Raw genomic sequence first — 18,961 nt, 5'->3', positions numbered from 1 at the left:
CTTTCGTCAAGCTTACAGAATGAACCGGCTCAGATCGGCATTCTTGGCGAGGTCGCCGACATGCTTCTTCACATAGTCGGCGTCGACCTGCACGGTCTCACCGTTGCGGTCGGGCGCAGTGAAGGAAATCTCGTCCAACACGCGCTCCATCACGGTCTGCAACCGCCGCGCGCCGATATTCTCCACCGTCGAGTTGACGGCGACCGCGACATCGGCGAGCGCGTCGATGGCGCCATCGGTGATGTCGAGCGTCACGCCCTCGGTCCGCATCAGCGCCACATATTGCTTGATCAGCGAGGCCTCCGGCTCGGTCAGGATGCGGCGCATGTCGTCACGCGTCAGCGCCTGCAGCTCGACGCGGATCGGTAGCCGACCTTGCAGCTCCGGCAGAAGGTCGGAGGGTTTTGCAATGTGGAAAGCGCCCGAGGCGATGAACAGGATGTGGTCGGTCTTGACCGCGCCATGCTTGGTCGAAACCGTCGTGCCTTCGATCAGCGGCAGGAGATCGCGCTGCACGCCCTCGCGGGAAACGTCGCCGCCGACGCGGCCGTCGCGCACGCAGATCTTGTCGATCTCGTCGAGGAAGACGATGCCATTGTTTTCGACCGCGCTGATCGCCTCCAGCACCAGCTGGTCACTGTCGAGCAGCTTGTCGGATTCCTCGTTGACCAGGATCTCGTGCGAGCCGGCAACCGTAAGCCGCCGCGTCTTGGTGCGGCCGCCGAGCTTGCCGAAAATGTCGCCGATCGAGATCGCGCCCATCTGGGCGCCGGGCATGCCCGGGATCTCGAACATCGGCATGCCGCCTGACGACTGCGTCTCGATCTCGATTTCCTTGTCGTTGAGCTCGCCGGCGCGGAGCTTGCGGCGGAAAGAATCGCGTGTCGCGGCGCTGGAATTGGCGCCGACCAGCGCATCGAGCACTCGGTCCTCGGCGGCGAGCTGCGCGCGGGCCTGCACATCCTTGCGCTTGCGCTCGCGCACCTGCGCGATCGCGACCTCGACGAGGTCGCGGACGATCTGCTCGACATCGCGGCCGACATAGCCGACCTCGGTGAACTTGGTGGCCTCGACCTTGATGAAGGGCGCGCCGGCGAGCTTTGCCAATCGCCGCGCGATCTCGGTCTTGCCGACGCCGGTCGGCCCGATCATGAGAATATTTTTCGGCAGCACCTCCTCGCGCAGGCCGTTGTCGAGCTGGAGCCGGCGCCAGCGGTTGCGCAGCGCAATCGAGACGGCGCGCTTGGCCTCGCCCTGGCCGACGATGAAGCGATCGAGTTCGGAGACGATTTCGCGGGGGGAGAAGTCTGTCATGGGTTCTAGCTAGGATAGGAATGTGATCAGAACAAGCGGCTTGGATCGTGAACCATCAGTAAGGCAGGTCCATCCGGTGTGGCGACTGTGCGATCCGTCGCAAACCCCGCCTTCTCATAGGCCCGAATGGCGCGGGCATTTGCCGGATCGGGATCGGTCACGATCCGAGGCACGCCGTTGCGCAACTGATCCTGCACGAAGCGACCGATCAATGCCGATCCATGGCCGATCATGTCCGGCTCCCCGATGAAGAGGTCGATGCCGCGCGTGCCGTCGGGCTGCTCGCCGAAGCCGGAATTCCAGGCCGTGAGGTCGTAGCATTGCAGGTAGGCGAAGGCGCGGCCGTCTGCCTCGACAACATATTGATCCATTGCGGGCTCGTTGAGGTCACCACTCACCAGCGCATATTGCTCGGCGGGATCGCCCCACCACTCCCTGACATGTAGCAAAGCGAGCCATCGTGCGACCAGCGGTAGATCGTCGGCTTGCATTGGGCGGAAGAGGTAATCCGGCGTCATGCTTTGGAGCGCCTAGCCGCTTTGCAAGGTCTCGATGGTCACGTTGCGGTTGGTGTAGACGCAGATATCGGCGGCGATATCGAGGGAACGGCGCACGATGGCCTCGGCGTCCCGGTCGGTGTCGATCAGCGCCCGCGCGGCGGCCAGCGCATAATTGCCGCCAGAGCCGATTGCCATCACCCCGGCCTCGGGCTCCAGCACGTCGCCAGTGCCGGTGAGGATCAGCGAAACGTCCTTGTCGGCGACGATCATCATGGCTTCCAGCCGCCGCAAATAGCGGTCGGTCCGCCAGTCCTTGGCGAGCTCGACGGCGGCCCGGGTCAGCTGCCCCGGATATTGCTCCAGCTTGCTCTCCAGTCGCTCGAACAGCGTGAAGGCATCGGCGGTGGCGCCGGCAAAGCCGCCGATCACGTCGCCCTTGCCGAGCTTGCGAACCTTTTTGGCATTCGACTTGATCACGGTCTGGCCGATCGAGACCTGGCCATCGCCGCCGATCACGACCTTGCCGTCCTTGCGGACTGTGACAATTGTGGTGCCGTGCCAGACCAGTGGCTCGTTTTGGGATGCTTGCATAGGGGTACCTCGTTCAGAGCCTGATTTAGGGGCTTGAGGCCATCCTTACAATCAGGGGCGACCGGGCGCGAAATCCGGTCACCATAGCCGGAAGTTCAGGCCTGACCGGCCCATGCCGCAGTAGCGAAGGGGCTATCTGCCTGCTAAAAGGGCGCGTTTTTTGACGTCCGGAAGCACCTTCATGCGCAGCGCCACCATCAAGCGTAAGACCAAGGAAACCGATGTCGAGGTGACGGTAAACCTCGACGGCACGGGCGCGTCCAGCGTCTCGACCGGGATCGGCTTCTTCGACCATATGCTCGATTCGCTGGCGCGACATTCCCGCATCGACATCTCCGTGAAGGCGGTCGGCGACCTCCATGTCGACCATCACCACACCACTGAGGACGTCGGGATCGCGCTCGGCCAGGCCGTCAAGCAGGCGCTCGGCAGCATGGCCGGCATCACCCGCTATGCCTCCGTACACATGCCGATGGACGAGACGCTGTCGCGGATCGCGCTCGATATTTCGGGCCGGCCGTTCCTGGTGTTCAAGGCGGCGTTCCCGCGCGACAAGATCGGCACCTTCGACACCGAGCTCGTGCGCGAATGGTTCAACGCCTTTGCCATCAATGCGGGCGTGACTTTGCACGTCGAGACCCTATATGGCGAGAACAGCCATCATATCGCCGAATCCTGCTTCAAGGGTCTTGCGCGAGCGTTGCGTGTGGCTGTCGCGATCGATCCGCGCGCCGCGGGCGAGGTGCCGTCCACCAAGGGTCAGCTCGGCGGCTAGGCAAGCCCGCCCAAAGCTGATCGGAGAGCTGCGATGCCGGTCTACACAGTTCATGCGCCGGGAGCGGGCGGGGCGGATCTCCGTTCGACCGACAGGTTCGTTTTCGTTCGCGACGGCTTCCATTTCTGGGCCGCGCTGTTCGGGCCGTTTTGGCTCGCCGCGCATCGGCTGTGGCTGGCGCTGATCGGCTGGATCATCGCCGTCATCGCGCTTGAGCTGGTGTTGAGGCAGCTTGGCGCCGGTTCGGCAGCGATCCTCTTCGCCGATATCATCGTGGCGCTGCTGACGGGCTTCGAGGCCGCCAGCCTCGAGCGCTGGACCTTGTCGCGGAATCGCTGGCTGCAGCTCGATGTCGTGATCGCCGATGACGAGGAAGCCGCCGAGCGGCGCTTTTTCGAGCGCTGGGCCGGAAAGCAGCACGGCATTGTCAATGACCAGCAGGCCGTCGATCGCGGCGCGCCGCCGCCGACGCGGGATCTCGCCGGGCAGCCGTTCTCGCGGCCGCCGCAGCTGCCGGGCAGCGGGATCATAGGATTGTTTCCGGAGCCGGGAGGGCCACGATGACCGTTGCCATCATCGACTACGGGTCGGGCAATCTCCATTCGGCGGCGAAAGCCTTTGAGCGGGCCGCGCGCGGTGCCGAGGACCCCGAACGGATCGTGGTCACCCGCGATCCCGATTTCGTCTACCGTGCCGACCGCATCGTGCTGCCGGGCGTCGGCGCCTTTGCCGATTGCCGCAGGGGCGTCGATGCGCTCAACGGCATGCTGGAGGCGCTGACCGAGGCGGTACGCCACAAGGCGCGGCCGTTCCTTGGCATCTGTGTCGGCATGCAGTTGATGGCGACCCGCGGCAAGGAGCACGTCACGACCGACGGCTTCAACTGGATCGAGGGCGATGTCGAAAAGATCGCGCCGCGCGACGAAAGCCTGAAGATCCCGCACATGGGCTGGAACACGCTCGAGCTGACGCGAGAGCACCCGGTTCTGGAGCGGCTGCCGCTGGGGCCGAAGGGGCGGCACGCCTATTTCGTGCACTCCTATCACCTCAATGCCAGGAACGAAGGCGACGTGCTGGCGCGCGCAGACTATGGCGGGCCGGTCACCGCTGTCGTGGCCAGGGACACCGCCATTGGCACCCAGTTTCACCCCGAGAAGAGCCAGCGTTTTGGGCTGGCTCTGATCTCGAATTTCCTGAAATGGAAGCCGTGATCCTCTTCCCTGCCATCGATCTGAAAAACGGCCAGTGTGTGCGGCTCGAACAGGGCGACATGGCGCGCGCGACCGTGTTCAACCTCGATCCCGCCGCCCAGGCGCGGAGCTTTGCCGCGCAAGGCTTCGAATATCTCCACGTGGTGGATCTCGATGGCGCCTTCGCCGGCAAGCCGATGAACGCGCAAGCCGTCGAGGCCATGCTGAAGGCGATCACAATTCCGGTTCAGCTTGGCGGCGGCATCCGCGATATCGGGACGGTCGAAGCCTGGCTTGCCAAGGGTATCGCGCGGGTGATCATCGGCACCGCGGCGGTGCGCGATCCGGAACTGGTCAAGAGCGCGGCGAGGAAATACCCCGGCCGCGTCGCGGTCGGGCTGGATGCGCGGCACGGCAAGGTCGCGGTCGAAGGCTGGGCCGAGACCTCGCAAGTGACGGCGCTTGAGATCGCCCAGCGCTTCGAGGATGCCGGCGTCGCCGCGATTATCTTCACCGACATTTCCCGCGATGGCCTGCTCAAGGGCCTCAATCTCGAGGCGACGATTGCGCTCGCCGACCGCATCTCCATTCCGGTGATCGCCTCTGGCGGCCTCGCCTCGATCGAGGACGTCCAGGCGATGCTGCAGCCCGCGGCCGGGAAGCTCGCTGGCGCCATCGCTGGTCGCGCACTTTATGACGGTCGGCTCGACCCGGCAGCCGCGCTGGCGCTGATCCGCCAGGCGCGTGCTTAAGGAGCATTTGCATGTTCAAGGTCCGCGTCATTCCCTGCCTCGACGTCAAGGACGGGCGTGTGGTCAAGGGCGTCAACTTTGTCGACCTGCGCGACGCCGGCGATCCGGTCGAAGCGGCGATCGCCTATGATGCCGCCGGCGCCGACGAACTGTGCTTCCTGGACATCACCGCGACCCATGAAAACCGCGGCATCATGCTGGATGTGGTCCGGCGCACCGCGGAAGCCTGCTTCATGCCGCTGACCGTCGGTGGCGGGGTCCGCACCGTCGACGACATCAAGACCTTGCTTCGCTCCGGTGCGGATAAGGTCTCGATGAATTCGGCGGCCGTGGCCCGGCGCGACTTCGTCAAGGAAGGGGCCGAAAAGTTCGGCGAGCAGTGCATTGTGGTCGCTATCGACGCCAAGCGGGTCAAACGATCGGGCGGTTCGGACCGCTGGGAGATCTTCACCCATGGCGGCCGCAAGGCGACCGGGATCGACGCGATCGAATATGCCCAGGAGGTGGTCTCGCTCGGCGCCGGTGAAATCCTGCTGACCTCAATGGACCGCGACGGCACCAGGCAGGGCTTTGACCTGCCACTGACCCGGGCGATCGCCGACAGCGTGCCGGTCCCGGTCATCGCCTCCGGCGGCGTAGGCAACCTGGATCATCTGGTCGACGGTATCCGCGAAGGGCACGCCACGGCGGTACTCGCGGCCTCGATCTTCCATTTCGGGGAATTTACCATCCGCGAGGCCAAGGATCACATGTTGCGCGCCGGTCTATCCGTGCGGCTCGATCCGTGACGACGCCGCGTCACAAAAGTGCTAAATCAGCACCGGAAGAACAGTGCCTGCGATGCGGGCGTGCTTGTCGAGTATGTTGATGCCGCCGCGTTTCACCATCCATGATCTGGCCGCCACCATCGATGCCCGTGCCGCGTCGGGGGGAGACGCGTCCTACACCAAAAAGCTGCTCGACCGGGGCGCCGAATATTGCGCCAAGAAACTGGGCGAGGAGGCGGTGGAAGCCGTGATTGCCGCGATCGAGAATGATCGCGGGCATCTCATCGCCGAATCCGCCGACCTGCTTTACCACCTGCTGGTTCTCCTGAAATCGCGCGGAGTCACGCTCGCCGAGGTGGAAGCTGCACTTGCGCAGCGCACCTCGATGTCCGGGCTGGAAGAGAAAGCGTCGCGCACACGTAATCAGTAATGAAAGGCGGCTTCATGGACATCCGCGCGCCCGACCAGAAATATAATCCTTATCGTCTTTTCACCCGTGAGCAGTGGGCAGAGCTGCGCAACGACACGCCAATGACGCTGGAGCCGGGCGAGTTCTCTCAGCTGCGCTCGATGCATGACCGCCTCGACCTCAAGGAGGTCGAGGAGATCTACCTGCCACTGTCGCGCCTGTTGTCGATCTATGTCGACGCCACCCAGCGCCTCTATTATTCGCAGCGCCAGTTCCTGGGGATTCGCGACCGCAAGGTGCCCTATATCGTCGGCGTGGCCGGATCGGTCGCGGTCGGCAAATCCACCACCGCGCGCGTGCTGCAGGCGATGCTGGCGCGCTGGTCGCCGCGTCCGAAGGTCGACCTGGTGACCACGGATGGCTTCCTCTATCCCAACGCCGTGCTCGAGCGGCAGGGGCTGATGCAGAAGAAGGGCTTTCCCGAAAGCTACGACCTGCCACTGCTCTTGTCGTTCCTGAGCGACATCAAGTCTGGCCGAGCCAAGGTGCGTGCGCCGGTCTATTCGCATTTGACCTATGACATCGTGCCGAACCAATGGATCGAGATTGACCGGCCCGACATTCTCATCGTCGAGGGCGTCAATGTGCTGCAGACCGGGCCGTTGCCGCGCGACGGCAAGGCGGTCCCTGTCGTCTCCGACTTCTTTGATTTCTCGGTTTACATCGACGCGGACGAGTCGGTGCTGCGGCAATGGTATGTGAAGCGCTTCCTGACGCTGCGCGACACGGCATTCACCGACCCAAAATCCTATTTCCATCGCTATGCGCTGCTGTCGGATGACGAAGCGATCGCCACCGCGATCGCGATCTGGGAGCGCACCAACCTCGCCAATCTCGAGGATAACATCCTGCCGACCCGCCCGCGCGCGACGGCGATCCTCAAGAAGGGCGCCGATCACGTGGTGGAGACCGTGGCGCTCAGGCGGCTGTAGCGGTCACGCCACAACTCCAACGTCATTGCGGAGAAATTACGCTGCCAGGTGCCGCGTGGCGGCCAGCCCGCTCAGCGCTTCCTCGAGCTTCTCGCGATCGAGCGGCTTGATCAGGAAGCCGTCCATGCCGGCTTCGAAACAGGCGTAGCGATCTTCCACCAGCGTGTTGGCGGTCAGTGCCAGGATCGGCGTGCGCGCGCCCGGCTGCTCCGCCTCAAGCCTGCGAATACGCTTGGCCGCCTCGATGCCGTCGAGCTCGGGCATCTGGATGTCCATCAGCACCAGGTCGTAAGGCGTGCCGGCGGACCTTGCCGCAACCCAAGACTCGAGCGCGGCTGCGCCGTTGGTGGCGATGACCGCGTGATGGCCGAGCCGGGTCAGGAGCGAGCGCATCAAAAGTGCGTTGATCTCGTTGTCCTCGGCTACCAGGATCGATAGCGCTCTCGGCTGGTTCTCGCCGGGCGCCGCGATCTCCGCGGGCAATGCGTCACTGCCGAGCGACGGTGCTGAGACCTCCGGCGGCGCCGACAGTCGCGCCGCGAGGGACGCGGCGCGCAGCGGCTTGACCAAATAGCCGGTGAAGGCCTCGGACGGCTTGATGTCGTGTCGCGTCGCCGGTGTCACCATCAGGATCCGCAGGCTCGCGTGGCGACGCGCGGCTTCGCTCAAGGTTTCCGCGATGTCGGCCCCCAGCGCCTGGTCGACCAGGAGCGCGTGCCAGGGGCGCTCCGGCAGCAGCGCTTCGGCGGCTCTGGCATCGGAGATCAGGCAGGTCTGCCCGCCCCAGCGCTGCAACCGTCGCGCCACCAGCGAGACCTCGATGCCCTGCGCGCTCACCAGCATGATCGATTGGCCGGTCAGATCAGGCGCAACGAAGGTCGGCCGCGCAATGCTCGTCTCGGCCGCCGGTAGCGGCAGCGATACTTCGAACGTGGAGCCGTTGCCCGGCTCGCTCTCCAGTGAAATCCGCCCGCCCATGCGCTTGACGATGCGTTCAGAGATGCTCAATCCGAGGCCGGTGCCGCCGTAGTGCCGTCCGATGTGGTCGCTGGCCTGCTCGAACTCGCGGAAGATGCGTTCGCGCGCCTCCGGCGCGATGCCGATGCCGGTGTCGCGCACCAGGAAGCGGACTTCGTTCGGCCAGATCCCTGGTTCGGCGATCAGGGCGACCCCGCCCGTCGAGGTGAACTTGATCGCATTGCCGGCAAGGTTGAGCAGTACCTGGCGCAGCCGCGCCGCGTCGCCGACGACTTGCGCCGGCAGTCGCTCGTCGACGAAAGCTGCGATCTCGAGCTGTTTCGACTGCGCGCGCGGCGCCAGCAATTCGCTGATTTCCTCGATCAGCCCGGTCAGCGCGAACGGGCGCTGCTCGAGATCGATCTTGCCGGCCTCGATCTTGGAGTAGTCGAGCAGCTCCTCGATCAGGGACAGCAGCGCTTCGCCCGAGGTCTTCACGGCCTTGGCGTAGGTAGCCTGCTCCGGCGTGAGCTGTGTGTCGAGCAATAGGCCGCTCATGCCGATGATGCCATTCAGCGGCGTGCGGATCTCGTGGCTGGTCATGGCGAGGAAGCGCGACTTGGCGCGGTTGGCGCTATTCGCCTGGTCGCGCGCATCGGTGAGCGCACGCTCTGTCTCGGTGCGATCGGTGACGTCGCGGCCGACGCATTGCAATTCCGCGGGCTGGCCCGCGTCGCTGCGGACGAGGCCCTCGCGCCAGGCGATCCATCGCGGGCCCAGCGGACTTGCGATCTTCTGGTCGTGAATTCGGGTACCGTTCGGCTCGCGCGCGTCCTCGCCCTGCTCCAGGATCCGAAAATCGAAGCGGGTGCCGATCAGCGCCTCGCGCGATCGTTCGGCAAGCTCACAATAGGCCTCATTGGCGAAGGTGATGTGGCCTGCATTGTCGCGCATCACGATCAGGTCGCCCTGCTGCTCGAACAGGCTGCGAGCGCGCTCCTCTGCTTCCTGCAGCTCCCAATTGCGATCGATCAGCGCTTCATTGTGGAGCGCGATCTTGCGCAGGCGCCTGTTGATGAAGCGCAGTCTGATGCTCAGGGTTGCGAGCGCAAGGCAGGCCAGCGCAAACAGGAAGCTCGCGCCGATCGCGAAAGCATTGGCGTCATAGCCGGATTGCTCCGACCGGCTGCCGGTAATGAAGCCATAGGCACCGCCGAAGGCAGCGGAGAAGATCATGAAGGAGCGAACGATGCTCGTGATCAGCGGATGGCGTCGCGTGAGGCGGCGAACGCGTAGTTTGATACGTAGGCCCCGCCCCATCATCGATCACCTTCAACGAGTGCTGTTCTCAAATCATATGCGCTGGCGCGGGCGACGATGCTGCGACGGTCTTGCAAAGTGTTTGAAGCTTGGAGTGTTCCCTCGGAGCACTGCAAACAGAGCTAATGAAACGTTAAAGCGCTGCCGCAAGCTGCGGCTGCGCGCTGCGGGCGCCGACGATCAGCGCGGCGGCCTCGCGCGGCGTGAAGTGCTTCGAGTTGACGAAAATCCGGTAGTCGGCCGGGCCGTCTTGCGCGAGATAGATGACGGGGGCGGCTTTCGTTGGCTCTGCCGAAACGGCGATGAATTGCGTTGACGGTGTTGTCCCGCAGGCGTTGTCATCGTTGCTCGCGACATCGTCGATCACGGCGAAATCGGCTCCCGCCGCATCGTCGGTCAAGGCGACGCGCACGGTTGCGAGCGCGGGATCATCGGTGAAGCTGACATGGAGGTCGGCGTGCCACGGCTCCGATCCGATCTCCAGCGTCGCGGCGCCGACGGCGATGCAGGGGCGCGGACTGTCGAAGACCTCGACACCGGCGAAGGTCGCGGCTGCCACCAGCGGAACGGCCGAGAGCAGAATCTTGTAACGCAGCTTGAAACTCAACATGACGGGCACTCACTCAAACACAAGCCCGCGAACACTGGGCTTATGGTTGGCAGAGCGTAAAGAAAACTCGTTACCGGCTGGTTGACGGTAGCGCGGAACCCGCGGTGGGATTACGCCGCATGCCGGACGTCGTCGGCGAGCGCGCGATAGGACAGGGCCTCCGCCAGATGCAGCCGGCCAATCTTCTCCGCATGATCGAGATCGGCCAGCGTGCGGGCGACCCGCAGCACGCGGTGATAGCCGCGCGCCGACAGGCGCATGGTCTCGGCGGCGTCGCGCAGGAGTTTTTGTCCTTGCGCATCCGGCTGCGCGATAGTTTCCAGGAGCGATGCCGGCGCTTCCGCATTGGTGCGGACATGTGGCAGGCCGGCCGCGGCATAGCGGGCACGCTGAATGTCGCGCGCGGCCGCGACGCGGGCGGCGACCTCGGCTGAACCTTCGGCCGGCGGCGGCAGGATCAGGTCGGCGGCGGTCACCGCGGGCACCTCGATGCGCAAATCGATGCGGTCCATCAGCGGACCGGAGATCCGCATCTGGTAATCCGCAGTGCAGCGATCGACGGCCGCGCGCTTGCAGGCATAACCGGGCTCGAAGGCGCGCCCGCAGCGGCACGGATTCATGGCCGCCACCAGCATGAAGCGCGCAGGATAAGTCACCCGATGATTGGCGCGGGACACCGCGACCTCGCCATTCTCGAGCGGCTGGCGCAGCGAATCCAGGACGCGCGGATCGAACTCAGGCAATTCGTCGAGAAACAACACCCCCTGATGCGCGAGCGAGATCTCGCCGGGCTTCGCGCGCGTGCCGCCGCCGGTCAGCGCTGCCATGCTTGCGGAATGATGCGGCGCGCGGAACGGCCGCCGCGCAGTGAGCGCGCCGCCCTCGATCTCGCCGGCGACAGAAGCGATCATCGAGACTTCCAGCAGTTCGGACGGCGTCAGCGGCGGCAGGATCGAGGGCAGTCGCTGCGCCAGCATCGACTTGCCAGCGCCGGGCGATCCGATCATGAGCAGGTGATGGCCGCCGGCGGCCGCGATCTCGAGCGCGCGCTTGGCGCTCTCCTGGCCCTTGATATCGCGCAAGTCGAGCGAGGAGACCTGCTCCTCATGGATCCTGGGCTGCGGCCGCGACAGCACCTGCGTGCCCTTGAAATGATTGGCGATCTGGATCAGCGAATTGGCCGCGATGATCAGGATGTCCGGGCTCGCCCACGCGGCTTCCGCGCCACACGCCGCCGGACAGACCAGCCCCTCCTCGCGGGCATTGGCGCCGATCGCGGCCGGCAGTACGCCCGCGACCGCCGCAATCGAGCCGTCAAGCCTGAGCTCGCCGAGCACGGTGAATCCGTTTAACGCATCCGGCGGTATCGCTCCGATCGCGGCCATCAGGCCGAGCGCGATCGGCAGGTCGTAATGGCTGCCTTCCTTCGGCAGGTCGGCGGGCGCGAGATTGACCGTGATCCGCCGTGCCGGCAGTGCAAGCCCCGAGGCAATCAGCGCCGAGCGCACCCGCTCCCGCGCCTCCGAGACGGCCTTGTCCGGCAGGCCGACAATTGTGAATGCCGGCAGGCCCGGCGCGACCTGCACCTGCACGTCAACCGCACGGGCCTCGATCCCCTCAAAGGCAACCGTCGAAACCCGCTGAACCATACCGCCCCCGCCGCCAACCACACAATCAAAGGTAGCGGAGTGCTGCGGATTTGGCAAGAACATTAAGTGAACAATCGTCACCGCCCCGAACATTCGGTCGGCGGCACGCATTGGTAGCTCGCCGGAATATTCGGCGGTCTGTAATCCGAAACCAGCCTCATGCGCTCGAACACGGAGGCATGAATTTTCGCGCCGGCCGCGACGTAGCGGTGCCGCCCCGCATGAATCATCCAGCGCCTCTCGTACTGCGCCGCGGGGTCGCGATAGGGTTTTGGAATGAACTCGGGGATCCACCACAGGCCGTGCAGAGATTCATGAGCCGGGCCGCCGGCAAAGGGCGCAGCATAGGCCGCGTCAGGCACGTTCTGCGCCGGCAGCACCGTTTTCTCCATCTCCGGGTTGAGCACGAGGCCAGCCGCTTTCGCCTCGCCGACCATCCATTGCAAGGCAATGGCCGACAGCCCCGACTCATTCTCGGGGAGTCCGCCGCCGACATCGCCGTGAACGCCGGGAAACCAGATCTGGACGACGTCATCAGGCACGTTGCCCCAGAGGTTCTGCACGAAATAGGCCCGCCGCTCGTCAAGTGCCATCGCATGACGAACCTGGCGCACGATCGGGTTGTTCTGGGTGTATGGCAGGTGCTGCGGGTCAAAGGCCCAGCCGACCGAACTCACGGTATCCCAGAGGCCGAGAAACTCCACCCCGACCGGCCGGCTGAAGGTTGTCTTGAACCCTTCCGCGAGCTTCTTGTCGTCTTCGTACTTGAACATATGCCAGGCGAACGGGATCAGCTCTTCATTGCCCTGAGTCAGCAGCCCGACCTTGTAGAGCATCCCGGCCACTGCGCGCGCGGTGTACGCACCACGGCTGAAGCCGAAGATGAAAACCCTGTCGCCGTCCCGATAGTAGCGCATCAGGAAGCGGTAGGCGTCACAGACATGATCCGACAGGAACAGCGCGACCGCGAGGTCGATCTGCTTGATCACCCACCGCTTGATGCGGCCCCAGATGCTTGTCGGCACCGACGTGCCAATGCCCGGCTGATAGTAGGCCAGCTGATCATGTGCACGCTCGAGCATGGCGTAAAGCTTGACCACATTGGTGTTGGTTGCCGAGTACTGGTTGCTGGTGCCGTCAAGGCACAGAACGATGTTTTGGGGCATTGCAATGCTTTCCGCGAAGTGCGCAGGCCTCGCCAAAAAAATCGCGTCAATCCGGGCTGGATCAGCGCCGCTTGCGGGAAAAAAAGCTCGCAACGAGCGAAAGACTATCTGCTCAACCAAGGATGTACAAGTCATGCAACGCAGCTTGTACGAGATAACGGATGATTGTTCGTGGAGGGTACGAAGAAACTGCGGCGCCGCGTGTTGGGTCGCGGCGCTGCATTGTCAGGCCTTCGCCGCAGCCCGCTTTGCCTCGATCACGTCCCAGATCCTCGCCGCGATGTCGGGTCCGCCTAGCCGGGCAATGGCGCGGATGCCGGTCGGCGAAGTTACATTGATCTCGGTGAGATAGCCGTCGATCACGTCGATGCCGACGAACAGGAGACCGCGCTCGCGCAACGCCGGTCCGATCGTGTTGCAGATCGCGCGTTCGCGATCGGAGAGATCGGTGGCCTGCGCCGCGCCGCCGCGCACCATGTTGGAGCGGAGATCGTCCGCGGCGGGCACGCGGTTGACCGCGCCCGCGAACTCGCCATTGACCAGGATGATGCGCTTGTCGCCGTGCTTCACCTCGGGAAGGAAGCGCTGGATCACCCAGGGCTCCTTGAAGGTCACGGAGAACATGTCGTAGAGAGAGCCGAAATTCATGTCCTGCGGCATGACGCGGAACACCGCGGCGCCGCCGTGGCCGTGCAACGGCTTCATGACGACGGCGCCATGGGTGTCGCGAAAGGCGTTGATCTCGTCGAGATCGCGCGAGATCAATGTCGGCGGCATCAGCTGCGGAAAATTCATTACGAACAGTTTTTCCGGCGCATTGCGGACGCTGGCGGGATCGTTGACCACCAATGTCCTGGGATGCAGCTGCTCCAGGAAATGCGTCGAGGTGATGTAAGCGAGGTCGAACGGCGGGTCCTGTCGCAGCAGGATGACGTCGAAATTGGCCAGCGGTTCGCGCTTCGGCTCGCCCAGCGTGAAATGGTCGCCGACCTCATCGCGCACGGCGAGCAGTTGAACAGGGGCAACCAACTCGTCCCCCACCAGCGAGAGCTTGTCAGGGGTGTAATAGGACAGCCCATGGCCGCGCTTTTGCGCCTCCAATAGCAGCGCGAAGGTCGAATCGCCGCGGATGTTGATGCGCGCGATGGGGTCCATCTGGACGGCGACGTTGAGAGTCATGGTGTGAGGTCCGTGAGCTTGAGGCGCGAGAAGGGGTCTATCTTACGTGCTGGCGTCGAAGGCCGCTATCACATGGCGCGGCAGGTGCCGCGGCGCAATCAGCATGGCGTCGAAACGCAAATCCAGTTCGGCATGTTCGGGATGTGCCATCAGCCAGGCCTGCGCGGCATCGATGATGCGCGCTTTCTGCCGCGGCGTCACCGCGAAGGCCGCTTCGTCGAGGCTGGCGCGAGCCTTGACCTCGACAAAGGCGACGAGGTTGCGCCGCTTGGCGACCAGATCGATCTCGCCATGCGGCGTGCGGAATCGCCTGGCGAGAATGCGATAGCCTTTTGCCATCAGATAGGCGGCGGCGCGGCTTTCGGCTGAAAGCCCGGTGCGAAACGCCGCCACTCGTGCCGGCGACGCCGGTTTGGCGACGGGCTCGGGCGCAGCAGCGCCGTCACGCTTGGCCGGAATCTTGGCCATGATCGCCCTTCATGTTCTTCGCAAGCTCCAGCGCGCGCGCATAAACCTCCCGGCGCGGCCGGCCCGAAAGCTCGACGGCCTGCACCACCGCATCCTTCAAGCTGGAATGCGACAGCGCGTTGCGCAAGAGCGCGTCCAGCGACTCGGCAGACATCAGTTGCGCGTCGGCGTCCGGCGGGCCGATCACCAGCACGAACTCGCCGCGCGTCTCCAGCTGGTCCGCACGGCCTGCAAGCTCGGCAAGGCTCGCGCGCGAGACCTCTTCATGCAGCTTTGTCAGTTCGCGGCAGATCGCGGCCTCGCGGCTACCCATGATGGATGCGAGATCGGCCACCGTCTCCTGCACGCGGCTGCCGGATTCGAACAGCACAAGCGTCGCATCGATCCGGGACAGCTCTGCCAGTCGCGTTCGGCGCGCGGCCTGTTTGGGCGGCAGAAAGCCCGCAAAGTAAAAGCGGTCCGTAGGCAGCCCCGCGACTGTCAGTGCTGCCAGCACCGATGACGGGCCGGGTAGCGCGGTGACGGCAAAGCCCGCCGCGCAGGCCTCGCGCACCAGCTTGAAGCCGGGATCGGAGATCAAGGGGGTTCCGGCGTCCGAGACCAGCGCGACCGCCTCGCCCGCGGCCAGCCGCTGCAGGAGCTTGGGCCGGGCAGTCGTCGCATTGTGCTCATGATAAGGCGTCAGCTCCGCCGAGATGGCGTAACGCTCGGTCAGTCGTCGGGTGATGCGGGTGTCCTCGCAGGCAATGACGTCGACACCGGCAAGCGTCTCCAGCGCGCGCAAGGTCACGTCGGCCAGATTGCCGATCGGGGTCGCCACCAGATAGAGGCCGGGTTCGAGCCTCGCAGCCGGCAGGATGTGCCCGAGAATTGAAAAGCTGCGGGGTTCCCTGCCGCCTTCGGTGTTTATTGGGGCCGTTTTTGCGAGCATAATAATGGAAGCTTAAAGGGGTGATGGTCAGGGCGCCACATCAAGGAGCTGCCCCCGGCGTAACCTTATCCGCAGCGCAAAGCGTCCACAAAACATGACTGCGCGCCCCTTGCGCACGCCCGGCAAAGCCATAATCCTTTTGTTTTAGTTAACTATTCGTCGACAATATGCCCGAATCCGCCCCCCTGATCGGTTTTGATGGAGGGGAGCCGGCCGCCTCCGGTCGGTCAATCCAAGAGATGGTATGGTAGACCCGTTCAATCGCAGGTTCTCGTTATCGGGTCCGCTAGGTGTGGGCGCGACGCGGCGCGCGGCGCTGGGGCTTATCCTGGGCGCGCCCGTGCTGAGCGCCTGCGCCAATGTGCAGCAGAGCCTGAACTCGTTCTCCAACCCGCTCTCGTCGTCGCAGCCAGCCCCGGCTCCAGCCGGCCCACCCCAGCAGCCGATGGTCGCGGGTAACGGCCAGGTGAAGGTTGGGCTCCTGCTGCCGCTGTCGGCGTCCGGCAATGCCGGGGTTGCTGCGCTGTCCATGAGGAACGCGGCAGAGATGGCGCTGGCGGAGTTCCAGAATCCCAACATCCAGCTCCTGATCAAGGACGATGCCGGTAGCCCCCAAGGCGCATCGCAAGGTACACAGCAGGCGGTGGACGAGGGTGCGGAGATCATTCTCGGACCGCTGTTTGCTGCCTCTGTGCCTGCCGCCGCGCAGGTCGCCCGCGCCCGCAACATCTCCTGCATCGCCTTCTCCACCGATTCCACCGTTGCCGGGCGCGGCGTCTTTCTCCTCAGCTTCCTGCCGGAGTCAGACGTCAACCGGATCGTCGAATACGCGGCATCGACCGGGAAGCGCTCCTTTGCGGCGCTGCTGCCGGACAACGCCTACGGCAATGTGGTGGAGCTCGCCTTCAAGCAGGCGGTCGCCCGACGCGGTGGCCGTGTCGCCGCGTTCGATAAATACGGTGCCGATCGTACGACGCCGGCGCGTAACGTGGCGCAGTCGCTGGCACAGGCTGATTCGCTTTTGCTCGCCGATGACGGCGAATCGATCGTGGCGACGGCCGACGCGCTCACGGCCGCGGGGGCAAACCTGCGCAACATCCAGATGCTCGGCACCGGGCTGTGGGACAATCCGCGTGTCTTTGGCAGCGCCTCGCTGCAGGGCGGCTTGTATGCCGCGCCCGATCCCTCGGGCTTCCGCGCCTTTGCCGGCCGCTACCGCACCCGTTATGGCGGTGAACCGGTGCGGACCGCAACGCTGGCCTATGATTCGGTGGCTCTTGTCGCAGCACTTGCAAGGACGCAGAGCGGCCAGCGTTATTCGCCCGACGTCTTGACCAACCCATCCGGCTTTTCCGGCATCGACGGCCTGTTCCGCTTCCGCGCCGATGGCACCAACGAACGCGGGCTCGCGATCATGCGTGTCGGTTCCGGCGGCAGCGTGCCCGTCGCAGGCTCGCCCAAGAGCTTTGGCGCCTGACTAGAGCATTTCCGGTTCTGATTGAATCAGAACCGGAGCTCTAGATTCTTGTTTTGACGCGTTTTCTTCACGCGAACCGGACCCCACTTCGCTCGAAAACACTCTAGTCTAAGCCGCGAGATCCGCGACCACCGCATCGAGCACGGGAAAGCCGGCCTGCGTGACGCGCAGGCGGCCGTCGCTGTCGACCGCGATCGCGCCCTCCTCGCGCAGCAGTGCGATGCGGTCGGGATCGAGCGAGCGCCCGGCGAGCGTCGCATAACGCCTGGGATCGATGCCTTCGGCGAGCCGCAGGCCCATCAGCAGGAATTCGTCGGCGCGCTCTTCGCTGTTGAGTGAGTCGTCGGTGACGACGCCATGGCCGTTCGCCTCGACCCGCATCAGCCAGGCTTCGGGCCGTTTCTCGGTCGCGGTCGCATGCCGGATGCCGTTGATATCGAGCCGGCCATGCGCGCCGGGACCGATGCCGGCATATTCCTGGCCCCGCCAGTAGACCAGATTGTGCCGGCATTCCGCGCCATCGCGGGCGTGGTTGGAAATCTCGTAGGCCGGCAGGCCATGGCGCGCGCAGATTTCCTGGGTCACGTCGTAGAGGGCACGCGCGACCGCCTCGTCCGGCGTCTGCAATTTGCCGGCCGCGTGCAGGCCGAAGAAGGGCGTGCCTTCCTCGATGGTGAGTTGATAGAGCGACAGATGTTCGGCGGCTTCGCCAATGGCTTGCTGTAATTCAGCCGCCCACATTTGCGGCGTCTGATCCGGCCGGGCGTAGATCAGGTCGAAGGAGTAGCGCTCGAAGGCCTTGCGCGCGATCGCGACGGCATCGAGCGCCTCGCGCGCGCTATGCAGTCGGCCGAGTGCCTTCAGCGATGCGTCGTCGAGTGCCTGCACGCCGAGCGAGACGCGGTTGACGCCCGCCGCGCGGTAACCGGCAAAGCGTGTCGCCTCGACGCTGGTCGGATTCGCTTCCAGCGTGACCTCGACGTCGGCGGCGACCTGCCAATGCTTGCCGATCGCCTCGAGAATGGCGCCGACGGTTTGCGGCTGCATCAGCGACGGCGTGCCGCCGCCGAGAAAGATCGACGTCACCTCGCGGCCGGGAATGCGCGCAGCCGTGGTCTCGATCTCGCGCGCGAAGGCGTTCGCAAAGCGCGCCTCGTCGATCGCCGCATGCCGCACATGGCTGTTGAAGTCGCAATAGGGACATTTGGAGAGACAGAACGGCCAATGCACATAGACGCCGAACGCCGTCTGCGTCGCTCCTCTGGCCTGCTTCGCCTTAGCGCGGCTCAAGGCAGACCTCCGCAAGCTTCACGAAGGCGCGGGCGCGGTGCGACAGACCCAGCCCCAGAGGCGGCAGCCCATGCTTCTCGATGCTGGTCATCTCGCCAAAGCTGCGGTCGAAGCCATTGGGCATGAACATGGGATCGTAGCCGAAGCCCGCGGTGCCGCGTGGCGGCCAGACCAGCGTGCCGTCGACGTGCGCCTCGACCTCCTCGATATGGCCATCGGGCCAGGCGACGCAGAGCGCGGAGACGAAATGCGCGCCTCGTCTGCCGGGCGTGGTGGCGCCCCGCTCCTGCAGCAGGCGCTCGATCTGCGCCATCGCCGCGTTGAAATCCTTGTTCGACCCGGCCCAGCGCGCGGAGAAAATGCCAGGCGCACCGTTCAGCGCATCGACCGCCAGTCCCGAATCGTCGGCAAAGGCCGGCAGCTTCGCGGCGTTCGCCGCGGCGATCGCTTTGATCCTCGCATTGGCCTGGAATGTATCGCCGGTCTCCTCCGGCTCGTCGAGACCAAGCTCGCCCGCCGACATGGCCTCGATCCCATAAGGCGTCAACAGCTCGCGCATCTCCGCGAGCTTGCCGGGATTGTGAGTAGCGATGACGAGCTTGCCTGTGATCCGACGATGCATGG

Annotated in this window: 20 protein-coding genes; 8 read left to right on the top strand and 12 right to left on the bottom strand. The window is 64.8% G+C overall.

The features are described 5' to 3' along the window. Positions 1-12 precede the first annotated feature (12 nt). The 3 genes from hslU to hslV are packed head-to-tail and all read right to left on the bottom strand — an operon-like array spanning position 13 to position 2,405. Complete coding sequence (gene hslU / locus A3AI_RS0107390; protein ID WP_024514971.1) at positions 13-1,314, bottom strand: ATP-dependent protease ATPase subunit HslU; 1,302 nt, start codon at positions 1,312-1,314, stop codon at positions 13-15. A gap of 26 nt (positions 1,315-1,340) precedes the next feature. Further along, positions 1,341-1,832 carry a GNAT family N-acetyltransferase gene (locus A3AI_RS0107385; protein WP_024514970.1) on the bottom strand — a complete coding sequence of 164 codons (492 nt, stop codon included), beginning with the start codon at positions 1,830-1,832 and terminating at the stop codon, positions 1,341-1,343. 12 nt (positions 1,833-1,844) lie between these two features. After that, positions 1,845-2,405: an ATP-dependent protease subunit HslV gene (gene hslV, locus A3AI_RS0107380; protein ID WP_024514969.1), complete on the bottom strand. Its 561-nt coding sequence runs from the start codon at positions 2,403-2,405 to the stop codon at positions 1,845-1,847. A gap of 181 nt (positions 2,406-2,586) precedes the next feature. Between hslV and hisB the strand changes: the two genes are divergently transcribed. The 7 genes from hisB (at position 2,587) to coaA (ending at position 7,290) form a co-directional block, all read left to right on the top strand. Further along, positions 2,587-3,180 (top strand): imidazoleglycerol-phosphate dehydratase HisB, encoded by a 594-nt coding sequence (gene hisB, locus A3AI_RS0107375; protein WP_024514968.1) that lies wholly within the window; start codon positions 2,587-2,589, stop codon positions 3,178-3,180. A gap of 33 nt (positions 3,181-3,213) precedes the next feature. Further along, positions 3,214-3,744, top strand: a complete 531-nt coding sequence (locus tag A3AI_RS0107370) for a DUF2628 domain-containing protein (protein ID WP_024514967.1) — start codon at positions 3,214-3,216, stop codon at positions 3,742-3,744. After that, positions 3,741-4,391, top strand: a complete 651-nt coding sequence (hisH, locus tag A3AI_RS0107365; RefSeq protein WP_024514966.1) for an imidazole glycerol phosphate synthase subunit HisH — start codon at positions 3,741-3,743, stop codon at positions 4,389-4,391. Before A3AI_RS0107370 ends, hisH begins: the two co-directional genes overlap by 4 nt. After that, positions 4,379-5,122: a 1-(5-phosphoribosyl)-5-[(5-phosphoribosylamino)methylideneamino]imidazole-4-carboxamide isomerase gene (hisA, locus tag A3AI_RS0107360; RefSeq protein ID WP_024514965.1), complete on the top strand. Its 744-nt coding sequence runs from the start codon at positions 4,379-4,381 to the stop codon at positions 5,120-5,122. The genes hisH and hisA overlap by 13 nt, the downstream gene beginning before the upstream one ends. An 11-nt stretch (positions 5,123-5,133) precedes the next feature. After that, entirely contained in the window at positions 5,134-5,910 is a 777-nt protein-coding gene (gene hisF / locus A3AI_RS0107355) for an imidazole glycerol phosphate synthase subunit HisF (protein ID WP_024514964.1), read from the top strand. Positions 5,911-5,989: 79 nt separating this feature from the next. After that, positions 5,990-6,319 carry a phosphoribosyl-ATP diphosphatase gene (locus A3AI_RS0107350; protein ID WP_036047671.1) on the top strand — a complete coding sequence of 110 codons (330 nt, stop codon included), beginning with the start codon at positions 5,990-5,992 and terminating at the stop codon, positions 6,317-6,319. A 14-nt stretch (positions 6,320-6,333) separates the two neighbouring features. Next, positions 6,334-7,290 (top strand): type I pantothenate kinase, encoded by a 957-nt coding sequence (coaA, locus tag A3AI_RS0107345; protein WP_024514962.1) that lies wholly within the window; start codon positions 6,334-6,336, stop codon positions 7,288-7,290. Positions 7,291-7,326: 36 nt separating this feature from the next. Here the strand turns inward: coaA and A3AI_RS0107340 are convergent, their stop codons facing one another. The 7 genes from A3AI_RS0107340 to rsmI all read right to left on the bottom strand — a co-directional run bounded on the left by A3AI_RS0107340 (position 7,327) and on the right by rsmI (position 15,570). After that, entirely contained in the window at positions 7,327-9,567 is a 2,241-nt protein-coding gene (locus A3AI_RS0107340) for an ATP-binding protein (protein ID WP_024514961.1), read from the bottom strand. A gap of 133 nt (positions 9,568-9,700) precedes the next feature. Continuing rightward, positions 9,701-10,177 (bottom strand): hypothetical protein, encoded by a 477-nt coding sequence (locus A3AI_RS0107335; protein WP_036047607.1) that lies wholly within the window; start codon positions 10,175-10,177, stop codon positions 9,701-9,703. 110 nt (positions 10,178-10,287) lie between these two features. Then, positions 10,288-11,826, bottom strand: a complete 1,539-nt coding sequence (locus A3AI_RS0107330) for a YifB family Mg chelatase-like AAA ATPase (protein WP_024514959.1) — start codon at positions 11,824-11,826, stop codon at positions 10,288-10,290. A gap of 77 nt (positions 11,827-11,903) precedes the next feature. Further along, positions 11,904-12,992, bottom strand: a complete 1,089-nt coding sequence (locus tag A3AI_RS0107325; RefSeq protein WP_024514958.1) for a T6SS phospholipase effector Tle1-like catalytic domain-containing protein — start codon at positions 12,990-12,992, stop codon at positions 11,904-11,906. Between the two features lie 225 nt (positions 12,993-13,217). Next, complete coding sequence (gene gshB, locus A3AI_RS0107320) at positions 13,218-14,171, bottom strand: glutathione synthase (RefSeq protein WP_024514957.1); 954 nt, start codon at positions 14,169-14,171, stop codon at positions 13,218-13,220. Between the two features lie 42 nt (positions 14,172-14,213). Continuing rightward, a complete protein-coding gene (locus A3AI_RS0107315) occupies positions 14,214-14,639 on the bottom strand; it encodes a YraN family protein (RefSeq protein ID WP_024514956.1) in 426 nt (141 codons plus the stop codon). Then, positions 14,614-15,570 carry a 16S rRNA (cytidine(1402)-2'-O)-methyltransferase gene (gene rsmI, locus A3AI_RS0107310; protein ID WP_024514955.1) on the bottom strand — a complete coding sequence of 319 codons (957 nt, stop codon included), beginning with the start codon at positions 15,568-15,570 and terminating at the stop codon, positions 14,614-14,616. Before rsmI ends, A3AI_RS0107315 begins: the two co-directional genes overlap by 26 nt. A gap of 244 nt (positions 15,571-15,814) precedes the next feature. On the opposite strand from rsmI, the gene A3AI_RS0107305 reads away from it, so the two are divergent. Beyond that, positions 15,815-17,047, top strand: a complete 1,233-nt coding sequence (locus tag A3AI_RS0107305) for a penicillin-binding protein activator (protein WP_024514954.1) — start codon at positions 15,815-15,817, stop codon at positions 17,045-17,047. Positions 17,048-17,155: 108 nt separating this feature from the next. Here the strand turns inward: A3AI_RS0107305 and hemW are convergent, their stop codons facing one another. Continuing rightward, on the bottom strand, positions 17,156-18,337 hold the full coding sequence (hemW, locus tag A3AI_RS0107300; protein ID WP_024514953.1) for a radical SAM family heme chaperone HemW: 1,182 nt from the start codon (positions 18,335-18,337) through the stop codon (positions 17,156-17,158). Beyond that, positions 18,324-18,959 (bottom strand): RdgB/HAM1 family non-canonical purine NTP pyrophosphatase, encoded by a 636-nt coding sequence (gene rdgB / locus A3AI_RS0107295; protein ID WP_024514952.1) that lies wholly within the window; start codon positions 18,957-18,959, stop codon positions 18,324-18,326. The genes hemW and rdgB overlap by 14 nt, the downstream gene beginning before the upstream one ends. Positions 18,960-18,961 lie beyond the last annotated feature (2 nt).

This window comes from Bradyrhizobium sp. Tv2a-2, from assembly GCF_000472425.1.
In the GTDB taxonomy this organism is placed as follows: Bacteria; Pseudomonadota; Alphaproteobacteria; order Rhizobiales; family Xanthobacteraceae; genus Bradyrhizobium.
The sequence above is the reverse complement of the archived record's forward strand: the minus strand, read 5'-3'. Positions and strand labels throughout refer to the sequence as shown.

Coding starts and splice junctions, on each gene's coding strand:
- hisF (WP_024514964.1), top strand. CDS start 5,134: ATGTTCAAGGTCCGCGTCATTCCCTGCCTCGACGTCAAGGACGGGCGT.
- A3AI_RS0107350 (WP_036047671.1), top strand. CDS start 5,990: ATGCCGCCGCGTTTCACCATCCATGATCTGGCCGCCACCATCGATGCC.
- rsmI (WP_024514955.1), bottom strand. CDS start 15,570: ATGCTCGCAAAAACGGCCCCAATAAACACCGAAGGCGGCAGGGAACCC.
- hisB (WP_024514968.1), top strand. CDS start 2,587: ATGCGCAGCGCCACCATCAAGCGTAAGACCAAGGAAACCGATGTCGAG.
- rdgB (WP_024514952.1), bottom strand. CDS start 18,959: ATGCATCGTCGGATCACAGGCAAGCTCGTCATCGCTACTCACAATCCC.
- gshB (WP_024514957.1), bottom strand. CDS start 14,171: ATGACTCTCAACGTCGCCGTCCAGATGGACCCCATCGCGCGCATCAAC.
- A3AI_RS0107340 (WP_024514961.1), bottom strand. CDS start 9,567: ATGGGGCGGGGCCTACGTATCAAACTACGCGTTCGCCGCCTCACGCGA.
- A3AI_RS0107325 (WP_024514958.1), bottom strand. CDS start 12,992: ATGCCCCAAAACATCGTTCTGTGCCTTGACGGCACCAGCAACCAGTAC.
- A3AI_RS0107370 (WP_024514967.1), top strand. CDS start 3,214: ATGCCGGTCTACACAGTTCATGCGCCGGGAGCGGGCGGGGCGGATCTC.
- coaA (WP_024514962.1), top strand. CDS start 6,334: ATGGACATCCGCGCGCCCGACCAGAAATATAATCCTTATCGTCTTTTC.
- A3AI_RS0107305 (WP_024514954.1), top strand. CDS start 15,815: ATGGTAGACCCGTTCAATCGCAGGTTCTCGTTATCGGGTCCGCTAGGT.
- A3AI_RS0107330 (WP_024514959.1), bottom strand. CDS start 11,826: ATGGTTCAGCGGGTTTCGACGGTTGCCTTTGAGGGGATCGAGGCCCGT.
- hslU (WP_024514971.1), bottom strand. CDS start 1,314: ATGACAGACTTCTCCCCCCGCGAAATCGTCTCCGAACTCGATCGCTTC.
- A3AI_RS0107315 (WP_024514956.1), bottom strand. CDS start 14,639: ATGGCCAAGATTCCGGCCAAGCGTGACGGCGCTGCTGCGCCCGAGCCC.
- hisH (WP_024514966.1), top strand. CDS start 3,741: ATGACCGTTGCCATCATCGACTACGGGTCGGGCAATCTCCATTCGGCG.
- A3AI_RS0107335 (WP_036047607.1), bottom strand. CDS start 10,177: ATGTTGAGTTTCAAGCTGCGTTACAAGATTCTGCTCTCGGCCGTTCCG.
- hisA (WP_024514965.1), top strand. CDS start 4,379: ATGGAAGCCGTGATCCTCTTCCCTGCCATCGATCTGAAAAACGGCCAG.
- hslV (WP_024514969.1), bottom strand. CDS start 2,405: ATGCAAGCATCCCAAAACGAGCCACTGGTCTGGCACGGCACCACAATT.
- A3AI_RS0107385 (WP_024514970.1), bottom strand. CDS start 1,832: ATGACGCCGGATTACCTCTTCCGCCCAATGCAAGCCGACGATCTACCG.